This is a genomic window from Amycolatopsis sp. NPDC051373 (assembly GCF_040689465.1).
Taxonomy (GTDB): Bacteria; Actinomycetota; Actinomycetes; order Mycobacteriales; family Pseudonocardiaceae; genus Amycolatopsis.
This window is the reverse complement of record NZ_JBFBAE010000035.1, coordinates 1-13467: the sequence shown is the minus strand read 5'-3', so window position 1 is coordinate 13467 and position 13467 is coordinate 1. Positions and strand designations below refer to the sequence as shown.

The 13467-nt window shown below is 71.8% G+C and carries 11 protein-coding genes and 2 pseudogenes; 5 read left to right on the top strand and 8 right to left on the bottom strand.

What is annotated here, in order from left to right; all coding sequences use genetic code 11:
- Window positions 1-34: 34 nt before the first annotated feature.
- Window positions 35-2365: a DNA translocase FtsK gene (locus AB0383_RS43120; RefSeq protein WP_366190301.1), complete on the bottom strand. Its 2331-nt coding sequence runs from the start codon at window positions 2363-2365 to the stop codon at window positions 35-37.
- Here AB0383_RS43120 and AB0383_RS43115 point away from each other — a divergent pair.
- Entirely contained in the window at window positions 2337-2588 is a 252-nt protein-coding gene (locus AB0383_RS43115; RefSeq protein ID WP_364186435.1) for a hypothetical protein, read from the top strand. The genes AB0383_RS43120 and AB0383_RS43115 overlap by 29 nt on opposite strands.
- 87 nt (window positions 2589-2675) lie before the next feature.
- On the opposite strand, the gene AB0383_RS43110 is transcribed toward AB0383_RS43115, so the two are convergent.
- Together AB0383_RS43110 and AB0383_RS43105 are read right to left on the bottom strand one after the other, a co-directional pair.
- The gene (locus AB0383_RS43110) at window positions 2676-3017 is read right to left on the bottom strand and encodes a hypothetical protein (RefSeq protein ID WP_364190561.1); all 342 of its coding nucleotides are present in this window, start codon (window positions 3015-3017) and stop codon (window positions 2676-2678) included.
- Window positions 3018-3181: 164 nt separating this feature from the next.
- Window positions 3182-3454 (bottom strand): annotated as a pseudogene (locus AB0383_RS43105) (HD domain-containing protein); the annotation flags it as partial.
- 44 nt (window positions 3455-3498) lie between these two features.
- Here AB0383_RS43105 and AB0383_RS43100 point away from each other — a divergent pair.
- Genes AB0383_RS43100 through AB0383_RS43090 form a run of 3 tightly spaced genes read left to right on the top strand, consistent with a single transcriptional unit; the run spans window position 3499 to window position 5975 of the window.
- Window positions 3499-4338 carry a lysophospholipid acyltransferase family protein gene (locus AB0383_RS43100; RefSeq protein ID WP_364190564.1) on the top strand — a complete coding sequence of 280 codons (840 nt, stop codon included), beginning with the start codon at window positions 3499-3501 and terminating at the stop codon, window positions 4336-4338.
- A gap of 29 nt (window positions 4339-4367) precedes the next feature.
- Complete coding sequence (gene wrbA, locus AB0383_RS43095; RefSeq protein ID WP_366190300.1) at window positions 4368-4988, top strand: NAD(P)H:quinone oxidoreductase; 621 nt, start codon at window positions 4368-4370, stop codon at window positions 4986-4988.
- 42 nt (window positions 4989-5030) lie between these two features.
- Window positions 5031-5975: an EamA family transporter gene (locus AB0383_RS43090; protein WP_364190569.1), complete on the top strand. Its 945-nt coding sequence runs from the start codon at window positions 5031-5033 to the stop codon at window positions 5973-5975.
- On the opposite strand, the gene AB0383_RS43085 is transcribed toward AB0383_RS43090, so the two are convergent.
- Window positions 5972-6712, bottom strand: a complete 741-nt coding sequence (locus AB0383_RS43085) for an SDR family oxidoreductase (RefSeq protein WP_366190299.1) — start codon at window positions 6710-6712, stop codon at window positions 5972-5974. The genes AB0383_RS43090 and AB0383_RS43085 overlap by 4 nt on opposite strands.
- A gap of 101 nt (window positions 6713-6813) precedes the next feature.
- Between AB0383_RS43085 and AB0383_RS43080 the strand changes: the two genes are divergently transcribed.
- Complete coding sequence (locus AB0383_RS43080) at window positions 6814-7386, top strand: TetR/AcrR family transcriptional regulator (protein WP_366190298.1); 573 nt, start codon at window positions 6814-6816, stop codon at window positions 7384-7386.
- Here AB0383_RS43080 and AB0383_RS43075 read toward each other — a convergent pair.
- From AB0383_RS43075 to AB0383_RS43060, 4 genes and pseudogenes are all read right to left on the bottom strand, one after another.
- Window positions 7383-8951 carry a VWA domain-containing protein gene (locus tag AB0383_RS43075; protein WP_366190297.1) on the bottom strand — a complete coding sequence of 523 codons (1569 nt, stop codon included), beginning with the start codon at window positions 8949-8951 and terminating at the stop codon, window positions 7383-7385. The genes AB0383_RS43080 and AB0383_RS43075 overlap by 4 nt on opposite strands.
- 360 nt (window positions 8952-9311) lie before the next feature.
- Window positions 9312-11009 carry a ribonuclease J gene (locus tag AB0383_RS43070; RefSeq protein WP_364190579.1) on the bottom strand — a complete coding sequence of 566 codons (1698 nt, stop codon included), beginning with the start codon at window positions 11007-11009 and terminating at the stop codon, window positions 9312-9314.
- A complete protein-coding gene (gene dapA, locus AB0383_RS43065; protein ID WP_366190296.1) occupies window positions 11006-12019 on the bottom strand; it encodes a 4-hydroxy-tetrahydrodipicolinate synthase in 1014 nt (337 codons plus the stop codon). Before dapA ends, AB0383_RS43070 begins: the two co-directional genes overlap by 4 nt.
- A gap of 102 nt (window positions 12020-12121) precedes the next feature.
- Window positions 12122-13324: pseudogene (locus AB0383_RS43060) on the bottom strand (serine/threonine-protein kinase); the annotation flags it as partial.
- Window positions 13325-13467: the final 143 nt, after the last annotated feature.

Below are 13467 nucleotides of genomic sequence, written 5' to 3'. Positions count from 1 at the left end.
CGGAACGATCACCGGTACTGGTTGCACCACCGCGTCAGAAGTCTTCGTCGTCCGAGTCGCCCGACGGGGCGTCGCCGCCGCGGATCATGAACAGGACGCCGTCCAGCTCTTCCGGCTTGATGAGCACGTCGCGGGCCTTCGAGCCCTCCGAGGGGCCCACGACGCCGCGGCTTTCGAGCAGGTCCATGAGGCGGCCGGCCTTGGCGAAGCCGACGCGGAGCTTGCGCTGGAGCATGGACGTGGAGCCGAACTGCGAGGTGACGATGAGCTCGGCGGCCTGGAGCAGCACGTCGAGGTCGTCGCCGATGTCGGGGTCGATCTCCTTCTTCTCGCCGGCCTTCTGAGCCGTGACGCCGTCGGTGTAGTCGGGCTGCGCCTGGTCCTTGGCGAACGAGACGACGGCCGCGATCTCCTCGTCGCCCACGAACGCGCCCTGGATGCGCACCGGTTTGCCCGCGCCCATCGGCAAGTACAGAGCGTCGCCCATGCCGATGAGCTTCTCGGCGCCCGGCTGGTCGAGGATGACCCGTGAGTCGGTGAGCGACGACGTGGCGAACGCCAGCCGCGAGGGCACGTTGGTCTTGATCAGGCCGGTGACGACGTCGACCGACGGCCGCTGCGTGGCCAGCACCAGGTGGATGCCGGCGGCGCGCGCCTTCTGCGTGATGCGCACGATCGCGTCTTCCACGTCGCGGGGCGCGGTCATCATGAGGTCGGCCAGCTCGTCGACGATCGCCATGATGTACGGGTACGGCCGGTACTCGCGCTCGCTGCCCGGGGGCGCCGTGATCTCGCCGGAGCGGACCTTCCGGTTGTAGTCGTCGATGTGGCGGACCTTGTTGACCTGCATGTCCTGGTAGCGCTGCTCCATCTCCTCCACCAGCCAGGCCAGCGCGGCGGCGGCCTTCTTCGGCTGGGTGATGATGGGCGTGATCAGGTGCGGGATGCCCTCGTACGGCGTGAGCTCGACCATCTTCGGGTCGATGAGGATCATGCGGCACTCGTCCGGCGTCGCGCGGGCGAGCAGCGACACCAGCATCGAGTTGACGAAACTCGACTTACCGGAACCGGTCGAGCCCGCCACCAGCAGGTGGGGCATCTTCGTGAGGTTCGCGGTGACGAAGTGGCCCTCGATGTCCTTGCCGAGCCCGATCACCATCGGGTGGTTGTCCTTGACCGTGGACGGCGCGCGCAGCACGTCGCCCAGGCGCACCATCTCGCGGTCGGAGTTCGGCACCTCGATGCCGACAGCCGACTTGCCGGGGATCGGCGCGAGCAGCCGGACATTGTCCGTGGCCACGGCGTACGCGATGTTCTTCGTGAGCGCCGTGATCTTCTCGACCTTCACACCCGGGCCGAGCTCGACCTCGTAGCGCGTGACCGTGGGGCCGCGGGTGAAGCCGGTGACCTGCGCGTCGATGCTGAACTGGTCGAGCACGCCCGTGATCGCCTCGATCATGGCGTCGTTGGCCTTGCTGCGGGACTTCGGCACGTCGCCGAGCTTCAGCAGATCGGGTGAGGGCAGCTGGTAGTCGCCCTCGACGGTCCGCGTCATCGCCAGCGGCGGCTCCGGCGCCTTCTTCGGCTTCTTCTCGGGGACCTCTTCGGCGGGCTTCGGCTTGGGCGGGCGCACCGGCATCGGCGGCTCGGCCAGCATCGCGTCGAGGTCGAGCTGCTCGCCCTCGGTGTCGGCGCTGCTCTGGCGCCGACGCGACGGCTTGCGCAGCCGCACGGCCTTCGGGTCGGCCTCGATGACCTCGTCGGCCTCGGGTTCCGCGTTGTCGCCCTCGAGGTCGGCCAGCTCGTCTTCGTCGAGACCCCACGTGCGCAGGCGGTGCGGGATCTCGCGCACGGGCGTGCCGGTGAACACCAGCACGCCGAACAGCAGCGCCAGGATCAGCAACGGCACGGCGACCCACGTGGTGACGCCCTTGGTCAGCAGCCCGCCGGACAACAGCCCGATGATGCCGCCGGCGTACATGCGGCCGTCGTTGGTTTCGGGCAGCGCCGTGAAGATGTGCAGCATCCCCAGCACGGACAGCACGACCAGCACCGTGCCGATCACCATCCGCGGCCGGGTCTCGGGGTTCGGCTCCGACCGCATCAACGCGACCGCGACCACCACCAGCACCAGCGGCAATGTCACCGCGCCCGCGCCCAGCACCGTGCGCGTCGCGACCTCCACGGCCGCCCCGATCGGCCCCGCGGCCCGCCACCACACGCCCACGGCCGCGATGATCGCCAGCGCGATCAGCCCCAGCGCCAGCCCGTCACGACGGTGTTCCGGCTCCAGCTCCCGCGTGCGCCCGACCGTGCGGGCCAGCGAACCGACGCCCTTGGCCACCAGGTTCCACGTGCCGCGCACCCCGCGCCCGAACGCGCCGGGCTTCGCCTTTCCCCGCCGCGGCGGGGGCTTACGCGCGGAGCTACCGCGCGCGGAACTGCTGCGCGCCGGGCTCGCCTTCGCCGGCCGGGCCCCGGACGACCTCGGTTTCGCCGGCGTGCGCGACCCCCGCGCCGGCGCCTTCCCGCCGCCGCTCGCCGTGCTCCGCTTCCTCGTCGCCGACCCAGACATGCCTCCACGGTAACGGCCCGGGCGCGATAGTCCCATGCGCCACTCGCAGCGCAGGGGAAACAATCGTCACGGATATCCCGGCCGACCTGTGGGTCTCCGGCTAGCAGATCATTTCGGCCGTCGCGACGATCCGCTCGGCCATCGGCTGGTCCACCGACACATCGGCGCCGGTGAAGTCCCAGATCGCGTTCGCGATCACGGTCGAGTGGTCCTTGCCTTGCGCGACGTCATCGCACAGATCGTGCGCATGCACGACCGCGCGAGCCTGGTTCTCGACGAGGCCGGGGTCGATCGAGCCGAGGGCCGCGAGGTAGGCCCGCTCGCGGGGTCCGATCGCGACGGAATGCCGCGAAGGCCGGGGCGCCGGCGCAGGGGCGGGGTCCGGGCCAGCACAGCCCGTGAGCAGAACCAGGGTGCCGAGAATCAGGAGACGAGTGCGCACGGGCGCTACAGCGTGGATCCGCGCCGGTTCGTTACGAAGCCGAGGTGGCAGTAGCGATCGACGGCGCGGAGCCCCGGTCACCCTCGCGGTGGCCGGGGCACTTTCGTGTCGTCAGGTGCCGCGCTTCCACGCCACCACGTCGGCGTAGATCCGCCGCCCAGCGCTCAACGGTCCCGCCAGGCCAGCGGGGACAGGGTGGCTGCGGCCTCGGCGACACGGCGGGCGGTCTCGGTCGCGAGGCCCTTGCGGGCGGAGTCGATCCAGCCGGCGACGCGCTCGACTCCGATGTCTCGGTACTCGACGGCTTGGAGCAGCATTTCGAGCTTGTCCGCGTCCTTGGCGCACCGCGCTTCGAGGGTCTGCCGGGTCTCGTACTCGTCCACCGCGGTCCGGACCATGGCGCGAGAGGCGTCCGGCAAGGCGGCCGTCTGGTCGGCCCACCCTTTCGGGGCGTGATCGACCCCCGTGACATGCTCTGCCCATGTTCGCGCTGCAACAGGACGACTTCCCGGCCCCGCGTCGTGCCCCGGCGATCTGGCGGACGATGCTCAACATCGACCGCGGGCTGGTCAACATGGTGGGCCGGCTGACGGTGTCCGGGGCGGTGCCGAGGGAGTTGCGGGGGCGGCCGTTGCTGATGGCGGCGAACCACATCGGCGTGTTCGACGCGTTCGTGCTGATGGCGGCGTGCAAGAGGATCGGCATCAACCCGCGGTTCATGCTGGCCGGGGGCATCCTGGACGCGCCGGTGATCGGGCCGGCGCTGCGGGTGAGCGGGCATCTGCGGGTGGACCGCAAGCACGCGGCGACGGCCATCGGGCAGTTCGCCGAGGCCGTGGAGGAGCTCAAGACCACGCGGGAGCCGATCGTCGTCTACCCGGAGGGACGGATCAGCCACGACCCCGGGCTGTGGCCGGAGCGCGGCAAGACGGGGGCGGCGCGCCTGGCGCTGGCCGCCGGTGTGCCGGTGATCCCGATCAGCCAGTGGGGCGCGCACGAGGCCGTGTACTGGGGCACCGAGACCGTGAACGGCCCGGCCGACCTGGTGCCGCTCGCACGTTCGGGCCTGAGCGCGCCCCTGCGGCGGCCGAGGTTCAAGGTGCACTTCGGGGCGCCGGTGGACTTGGCGGAGGTCGAGCCGGAGCGGCCGGGCGCCGGGGTGCGCGCGCACGCGAAGATCATGCAGGCGATCACCGACGGCCTCGTGCCGCTGCGCCGCGACGAGCCCGTGCGGCCGCGGTTCAACGACCCGACGCGGCCGACGGACACCGTGAGCCCGTGGAAGCCGGGTCCGCCCACCCCTCGGACACCACAGTCCTGAACCCGCGCTTTCGCCTAGAGTCGCAGGGCGTGAGCACACGCATCCTCGTCGTCTACTACAGCGCCACCGGCAACACCGCCGCCCTCGCCTCCGCGCTGGCCGAGGGCGCCCGGGAGACCGGCGCCGAAGTCCGGGTCCGGACCGTGCGCGAGACCGCGCCCCCCGAGGCCGTCGCGAGCAACCCGCGCTGGCAGGCGTGGGTGGACTCCGGTCCGCACCACGAGTACGCCACCCTCGCCGACCTCGAATGGGCCGACGGGATCGCCGTGGGCAGTCCCACCCGCTTCGGCGGTCCCGCGGCCCAGCTGAAGTCCTTTTTGGACAGCACGGGAGGCTTGTGGGCACAGGGAAAGCTGGCCGACAAGGTCGCGACGTCGTTCACCACGGCGTCGACCGCGCACGGTGGCCTCGAGGCGACCGTGCTGGCCACGAACAACATCTTCTACCACTGGGGCGCCATCGTCCTGCCGCTCGGCTACGGCGACACGCACCTGAAGGAGTCGGGCAACCCGTACGGTGGCTCCTTCGTCTCGCGCAAGTCCGCCGCGCCCGACGATCTCGCGCTCGGCGCGCTGACCCGGCAGGGCAAGCGCCTCGCGACGATCACCACCCACGTCGCCACCGGATTGAAAGCGGACGATAACCGCTAAATCGGTTTCGGTGGTGACGCGGACGTCGTACTGTCGACGAGCGTGACCACCGAACTGCCCGTTTTCACGCCACCCCGCGTCGCGCACCGCGCCCGCGGGGTGGCGTTCGTGCTGCTCGCCGCGCTGTTCTTCAGCACGTCGGGCACGCTCGGCAAGCCCGCGATGGCCGCCGGGATGACGCCCGAGCAGGTCGCGACGTTCCGCATCGGCTTCGCGGGCCTGCTGCTGCTCGCCGGCACGGCCGCCATCGCGCCGCGCACGCTCAAGGTCCGCCGCGGCGAGTGGCCGATGCTGCTCGCGTACGGCCTGCTCGGCGTCGCCGGCACGCAGCTCGCGTACTTCATCGCCGCCGACCGCGTGCCCGTGGGCATCGCGATCCTGCTCGAGTTCCTCTCCCCCGTGCTGATCGCACTGTGGGTGCGAGTGGTCCGCCGCACCCACCTGCCGCGCGCGATGTGGGCGGGCATCGGGCTCGCCATCGCCGGCCTCGCGCTCGTCGGCCAGGTCTGGCAGGGCCTCACCCTCGACGCGATCGGCGTCCTCGCGGGCCTGGGCGCCGCGGTCTGCTCCGCCGGCTACTTCCTCATCGGCGAACGCGCCGTCGCCGACCGCGATCCCCTCGGCCTGGTCACCTGGGGCATGGTCATCGGCGCCGTGATCGTGTCCGTGGTCAGTCCACCGTGGACGATCCCGTGGTCACTGCTGGACCACGCCGTGGAGTTCGGCCCGTGGACGCCGCCGATCTGGCTGCTGCTGACGTTGCTGGTGCTGCTCTCGACCGTGCTGTCCTACCTGCTCGGCATCACGGCGCTGCGTCACCTGCCCGCCTCGGTCGCCAGCGTGCTCGGCCTCCTCGAACCCGTCACGGCGACGGCCTTCGCGTGGGCCCTGCTCGGCGAGGCGCTGGCGTGGCCCCAGGCCCTCGGCGCGGCGATCCTGCTCGGCGGAGCGTATGTGGTGCAACGGTTTTCGAAAGGCGTGACCTAACCCTGCCGGGCGGGCCGGATGGTCAGGTCGCCGATCTCGACGTCGTCCGGCTGCTCGATCGCGAACGCGATGGCGCGCGCCACGGCCTCGGGCGCGATGCCCAGCGCCGCCATGGCTTCGCGCGCCTGCGCCCGCTGCCCGGGATCCTCGACGTAGTCGACGAGCTCCGTGCGGACGTACCCCGGCGAGATGGAGGTTGTCCGCAGCACGCCGTCGGTGGACTCCTGGCGCAGCGCCTCGAGCAGCGTGCGCACGGCGTTCTTGGTCCCCGCGTACACAGCCTGCGCCGGCACGATCTTGAGGCCCGACGTCGACGCGGTGGTCACGAGGTGCCCGCTGCCCTGCTCGCGGAACACCGGCAGCGCGGCGGCGATGCCGTGCAGAACCCCGCGCAGGTTGACGTCGATCATCGCGTCCCAGCTGTCCACGTCGAGATCGCCCACCGGGGCGATCCGCGCGACGCCGGCGTTGGCCACCAGCACGTCGAGCCGGCCGAACCGGTCCACGGCCAGCGCGACCAGCCGCTCGAGATCGGCCCGCTTCGTCACGTCGACGTCCAGCATCTCCGCGCGCCCGCCCGCGGCCCGGATCCGCGCCACGAGCGCGGCCAGCCGGTCGGTGCGCCGCGCGCCCAGCACCACGGCCGCACCGCGGGCCGCGAGCTCCAGTGCCGTCGCCTCCCCGATCCCGCTGCTCGCGCCGGTGACGGCGACGACCTTGCCTTCCACTGTGCTCATCTCGACTTCTCCGCCCTAAACTGACAACTGTCCGCTTACGGCTCCCACCGTACCGTACCGGACACTTGTCCATTTAGTCGAACGGAAGCGAGGTGACGCCGGTGGCGAGCCGTGAGCTGCGGTCCGACGCGGTGGCCAACCGGGACCGCATCGTCGAGGCGGCCCGGGCCGAGCTGAGCAGGTCCAACGGGGCGATCGACGACCTCAAGCTCCACGGGGTCGCGAAGGCCGCGGGCGTGGGCCAGGGCACGCTCTACCGGCACTTCCCCACCCGCGAGCACCTGCTGGCGGAGGTGTACCGCCACGAGCTGACCCAGCTCGTCGACGCCGTGCCGCCGTTGCTGGCGGAGCACCCGCCGCTGATGGCCCTGACCCACTGGCTGCACCGGCTGGTCGAATACGCGCGCGTCAAACGCGGGGTCATGGCGGCGATCGAGGCCTCGGCGTGGCACGACCTGTACTCCGGCCAGCACCACCGGCTCGACGAAGCGCTCGGCACACTGCTCGATCGCGGGAAAGCCGCCGGTCAGGTGCGTGGTGGGGTCGACGCCGCCGACGTCATCCTGCTCCTGGGCGCGTTGTCGCGGATCCCCGAGGCGGAGTGGGAGCCGCGGGCCGGCACCGTGGTCACGGTCATCGTCGACGGGCTCCGTCCGCCGAGAGAGCCGGTCTAGCGCGCCACGAGCTGGGCCAGCGCCCCGTAGAACACCTCGCCGATCTTCGCCGGGTCGCGCGTCACGTACGCGCCGCCGCCGGTGATCGCGGTGATGGCGGACAGCTCGGTCTCGTCGGCGTCCTCGCCGATGCCGATCGCGATCACCGGCAGCGGGTGCGCCGGGTCGGCGAGGCGGGTGAGGCCGGCCAGGAACGCGTCGCGGGTGATGCCGGACGTGTCCTCGTTGCGGCCGTCGGTCATCACGATCACGACGTTGAGCACGCCGGGCTGCCAGTCGCGGCGGGCGAGGGCGTAGACGTCGAGCACGGAGTCGTGGAGGCCGGTGCCCGCTTTAGGGATGGCGCGCACCGCGGTGAGCCGCGCGATGTCACCAGGCGTGAGGTGCTGCGAGACAGGCGTGAGGGGAAGCACCTCGCGGTAATCCTTGGTCCCGTCGAGCCTTGTGGCGAACTCCCAGATCCGCAGCTGCGTCGAGGGCCGGAACAGGTGCAGCGCCTGCTCGGCGGCGGCCACGGTCACCTGCATCCGGTTCAGGTTCGTGCCCTGCACGCGCGCCTCCATCGAGCCCGAGACGTCCAGCAGCACCTCCACACGTGCGTCGAGGTTCACCCCCGCCCACTGGGTGAGCAGCGCCTTGAGATCGGCGCTCGACGGCACGGGGGCGCTGCGCTGCGCGGCCGCTTGCACGTGCGGGTCGTCCTCGTGCCCGGTCAGGGCCTGCCCGGGCACGCGCAGGGCGGCGCGCTCGAGGGCCGCCGTTCCCGCGCCGCCCAGCATCGCCTGCTGCAACGCGTCGACCGCGGCGCTCTGCTCGCCACCGCCGCCGGTCAGCCGCGCGAACGGGTAGTCCAGCGCGGGCGCACCGGCCGAATACACCGCCACCAGCGGCGCGGCGCCGGAAGCGGCGTTGTGCTGCACCACGGAACTCTCCGAAGCCGGATACGCCGTCGCTCCCTCGCCACCACCGACGGTGAACCGCCGCAGCACCGCCGCGAAGGCCCCCGCCGGGTCCGGCGCCGAGCCCACCGTGTCACGCAGCCCGACCAGCGCCGAGGTGCCCACCGGGTCGCGGGCCGGGTCCGGGAGGGTGAGCACGGCGCCCGGCGCGGCGACGACGTCGGTCCAGGTGAGCGTGCGACCCGGCCAGCCGAGGCCGCGTGCGGCGCCTTCCGCCACGGCGAGCACCACCGGGGAGCTCGCGACCGACGGTCCCGACTCCGGCACGTCCGTCGCGCCGAGCTGCCGCGCCCCCTGCAACGCGATCGTCGAGTCCGGCACCCAGACCTGCGCCCGCTCCCCGCCGGGCGCGGCGAACTCGGCCACGGCCTGCGCGGTATTGCGCGGGCGGATCTCGTACGACCGGCACCTCGCTGAAAGTCCTTGAGCCACCTGGGAAAGCACCGGGGCGATGTCGGGCGAAGCCGACACCACGACGTGCCCCCGCGCGCACCGGGTCTCCAGCGCGGCCGCGACCCACACCGCTCCGCCGAGCACGAGCAGCACGCAGACGGCCAGCGGCACCAGCAGCCGGCTTCGTCCCCGTACGCTCGAATGACGCCCCATCGGCGCAGCCCTCCTGCTCAACGCAGGTTAACGCCGCCGCGGCCTGCAGCCGTAGGACGAACGGTTCAAAGCCGGACTCGTACCTGAGGGGGAGCCAGGACCCGCCTCACGCGGGATGTGCCGCGCCGCCGGACGAGCGACCATGGGACCGACCACGAGAAACGGGGGCAGCCGTGACCAGACCGAACAAGTCCGAGCAGCGCCGGGCCCGCAACGCACTCGCCCGCCAGGGCGCCGTCGTCGCCTTCGCACTGCTGATCGCCGCCATCACCCGCTGAAAAACCCGGCCGGCAGCGCTGACGAAACGGCCGCCGCCGCTCCCCTGACGAGGAGAGCGGCGGCGGCCGTTGACGCGAGAACTCAGACCGGGATGACCGTCGGGACGATCATCGGCCGGCGCCGGTAGGTGTCGGCGACCCAGCGCCCGACGACCCGGCGCACCGCCTGCGCGATGCGGTGGGTGTCGGTGATGCCCTCGGCCTCCGTGCGCGCCAGCTCCATCTCGACGAGCGGCACCACGCTGTCGAGCGCCTTCGGGTCGTCGGAGAAGCCGCGCCCCGACACCGTCGGACTGCTGACCGCGCGGCCCGTGCTGGAGTCGACGGCGACGCTGATCGAGATGAACCCACCCTCGCCGAGCACCAGCCGGTCGGACAGCGTCGACTCGCCGACGTCGCCCACCGACAGGCCGTCCACGTACACGTGGCCCACCTCGACGCGGCCGGTCCGCGAAGCCTTGCCGTCGACGAGGTCCACGACCACGCCGTCCTCGGCGATCACCACGTTCTCCGGCGACACACCCGTGCGGATGGCCAGCTCTCCGTTGGCGCGCAGGTGCTTCCACTCGCCGTGCACCGGCATCACGTTGCTCGGGCGCACCGCGTTGTACAGGTAGAGCAGCTCACCGGCCGACGCATGCCCGGACACGTGGACCTTGGCGTTGCCCTGGTGCACCACGTTGGCCCCGAGCCGGGTCAGGCCGTTGACCACGCCGAACACGGCCGTCTCGTTGCCCGGGATCATCGAGCTGGCGAGCACCACGGTGTCGCCCGCGCGGATCGAGATCTGCCGGTGCTCGCCACGCGCCATGCGCGAGAGTGCCGAAAGCGGCTCGCCCTGCGAACCGGTCGAGACGAACAGGACCTTGCTCTCGGGCAGCGTGCTCGCCTGGTCGAGGTCCACGAGCAGGCCGTCCGGCACCTCGAGCAGCTTCAGCTCGGCCGCGATGCCCATGTTGCGGACCATCGAGCGGCCCACGAACGCGACCCGGCGACCGTGCCGCACCGCGGCGTCCAACACCTGCTGCACGCGGTGGACGTGGCTCGCGAAGCACGCGACGATCACGCGCTGGTCGACCCGCCGGATCACGTCGTCGAGCACCGGGCCGATGTCACGCTCGGGCATGACGAACCCGGGCACCTCGGCGTTGGTGGAGTCGACGCAGAACAGGTCCACGCCCTCGTCTCCCAGGCGCGAGAAACCCGCGAGGTCGGTGAGGCGCCCGTCGAGCGGCAGCTGGTCGAGCTTGATGTCACCGGTGTGCAGCACGACCCCGGCGGGCGTGCGGATGGCGACCGCGAGCGCGTCGGGGATCGAGTGGTTCACGGCGAAGAACTCGAGGTCGAACACGCCGACCTTGCGGCGCTCGCCTTCGCGCACCTCGATGAGGTTCGGCCGCTGACGGTGCTCCTTGGCCTTGGCCGCGAGCAGCGCGTTGGTGAAGCGCGAGCCGTAGATCGGCACGTCGGGCCGCAGCCTCAGCAGGAACGGGACAGCGCCGATGTGGTCCTCGTGCCCGTGGGTGAGCACGAGGCCGTCGACGTCGTCGAGCCGCTCCTCGATCGCGCGGAAGTCGGGCAGGATCAGGTCGACACCGGGCTGGTCGTCCTCGGGGAAGAGCACGCCGCAGTCGACGATCAGGAGCCTGCCGTCGTACTCGAAGACGGTCATGTTGCGTCCGACCTCGCCGATGCCGCCCAGCGCGACGACGCGCAGGGCGCCTTCGGGAAGGGCGGGCGGGAGGTTCGTGGGTCCGGGTCCGGGGGGAAGTGAGCTCACCGGGGCAAGGTCCCAACGCTGGTGTGTGAGGTGGGGGCGACGTAGGCCGCCTGGGAATCCGCTTGTGCCACCCGTGCACCATGCCAGTCCTGGGCCGCGCTGTCGCCCAGCGGCACGCCGCCCTGGGCGAGATCGGCGGCGATCAGGGCACTTTGCTCCTCCGTGGCGGGCACGACGGGCAGCCGCGGGTCGCCGATGTCGAAACCGCGCAGCCGCAGCGCCGCCTTGGCGAACGCGACGCCGCCGACGCGCGACATCGCGCGCATCACCGGCAGCATGGCGCGGTGGTTGGTCCGCGCGGTGGAGGTGTCGCCGCTCTCGTAGGCCTCGATCATCGCGCGGATGCGCCCGGCCACCACGTGGCCGATCACGCTGACCACGCCGACGCCGCCGACGGCGATCCACGGCAGGTTCAGGCCGTCGTCGCCCGAGTAGTAGGCCAGGTGCGTGTTGGCGATCACCTCGGAGCCGGCGATGAGGTCGCCCTTGGCGTCCTTCACCGCGGCGATCCGCGGGTGCTCGGCCAGCCGCAGCAGCGTGTCGACCTCAATGGGCACGATCGAGCGCGGCGGGATGTCGTAGAGCATCACCGGCAGGTCGGTGGCGTCGGCGACCGTGGTGAAGTGCGCGAACAGGCCGGCCTGGCTGGGCCGCGAGTAGTACGGCGTGACCACGAGCAGGCCGTGGGCGCCCGCCTCGGCGGCGGCGCGGGCCTGCTCGACGCTGTGCGCGGTGTTGTTGGTGCCGGCGCCTGCCACCACAGTGGCCCGGTCGCCGACGGCCTCGACGACGGCGCGGATCAGCGCCGTCTTCTCCTCGTCGCTCGTGGTCGGGCTCTCGCCGGTGGTGCCGTTCAGGACCAGCCCGTCGTTGCCCAGCTCCACGAGGTGCTCGGCGAGCTCCTGGGCCCGCTTCAGGTCCAGCGCGCCGTCGCGGTCGAAGGGCGCGGCCATCGCGGTGAGCACGCGGCCGAACGGGCGTCCGGGCGCGGCGGTAGGTGGAGTGGACATGGTGTTGACGGTACCTCGTCGAAGGGGTGAACCCGGGCCCGACCTGGTGAAGAGCGGAGATTTTCCCGGGTGGGCGGGCGCCGGGCGGAACATCTCGCGCGGTTACTTGACCTTGGTGGTGATCTGCGCCGGGATCTGGGCGTTGCCGGGCTTCGCGAGCACGCAGTAGAACTCGCGGCTGGGCTGGCTGTAGTCGTTGGGCGGCGCGAGCTCCCACTGGCGCTGCGTGGGCACAATCGCCTGGTAGGTCAGGTCCGCCCGCTGGTTTTCCGGCACCACCGACGAGTGGAACGACGCCGCGCAGCGCGCCTCGGCGAGCCGGGTCACGGACTCGAGACCGGGGTAGGCGGCGACCTGCGCGTCGTCGCTGCTGTAGTTCTCGGTCGGCAGCACCTCACCGACGTCGTAGACCTCGAGGGTGTGGCTTTTGTCGCACGTCGCGCTGTTGTCGTCGCCGATGACGACGCCCTGCTGCACTGCCGCGTTGAAGCAGCGGTAGGACAGGCCGATCTGCGTCTTGAGGAAGCCGTCGGGGCCGTAGGTGACGGTGGGCTGCAGCTGCGGGTCGACCTTCGGCGTCCACACGGGTTTGCCGAGGAAGAAGCCGCCGACCAGCGCGGCGACGGCGAGCACGGCGGCGCCGGCGAGCCACCAGCCCCGGCGCGGGCGCTTCGGCGGCGCGGCGACCCGCGTCGGGGCGGCGCCGGGTGCCGGGGCGATGCTGTCCGACGGCGGCGTGGGCGGCTGACCGGCCGCGGTGGCGAGCAGGTTCCGGGCCTGCGGGGCCGTGAGCCGCGCCTCCGGCTTGGCCACCAGCAGTCCGAGGATCGCCGCGGCGAGCGGCCCCTGGCCCCGGGTGAGGTACGGGACCTCGGTCATGATCGCGTGCAGCGTCGCGGCCGTGGTCGGGCGTTCGAACGCGACAATGCCCTCCACGGCGAAGAACAGCGTCGCGCCGAGTGACCACAGGTCCGACTCGGGCATGGCCTCACGGCCCTCGACGCGTTCGGGCGCCATGAACGCCGGCGAACCCACGATCACGCCGCTCGTGGTGAGACGTGGGTCGTCGATGGCGTGCGCGATGCCGAAGTCGGTGAGCTTCACGCGGCCGTCGGGCGCGACCATGATGTTGGCGGGCTTCACGTCGCGGTGCACGATCCCGGCTGCGTGCGCGGCCTGCAGCGCGGCGAGCACGCGGTCGCCGATCACCGCGACGTGCGCGGCCGGCATCGGGCCCTGGCGGCGCACGAGGTCGGCCAGCGTCGGGGCCTCGACGAGCTCCATCACGATGAACGTGGTGCCGTTGCGTTCCTAAGGGATGTCAAGTCGCTTGGTGGGGTTTAGCGTGGGTGTTGGACGGGCCGGTCGATGGAGCGCTTGGCGACTTCTTGTTTCGCTGGCCCGTCCCCACTCCGGTTGTCCTGTGTGATCGGCGAATGTCTTCCGGA

Coding starts and splice junctions, on each gene's coding strand:
- AB0383_RS43075 (WP_366190297.1), bottom strand. CDS start 8,951: ATGGGGCGTCATTCGAGCGTACGGGGACGAAGCCGGCTGCTGGTGCCG.
- AB0383_RS43100 (WP_364190564.1), top strand. CDS start 3,499: ATGTTCGCGCTGCAACAGGACGACTTCCCGGCCCCGCGTCGTGCCCCG.
- AB0383_RS43085 (WP_366190299.1), bottom strand. CDS start 6,712: ATGAGCACAGTGGAAGGCAAGGTCGTCGCCGTCACCGGCGCGAGCAGC.
- dapA (WP_366190296.1), bottom strand. CDS start 12,019: ATGTCCACTCCACCTACCGCCGCGCCCGGACGCCCGTTCGGCCGCGTG.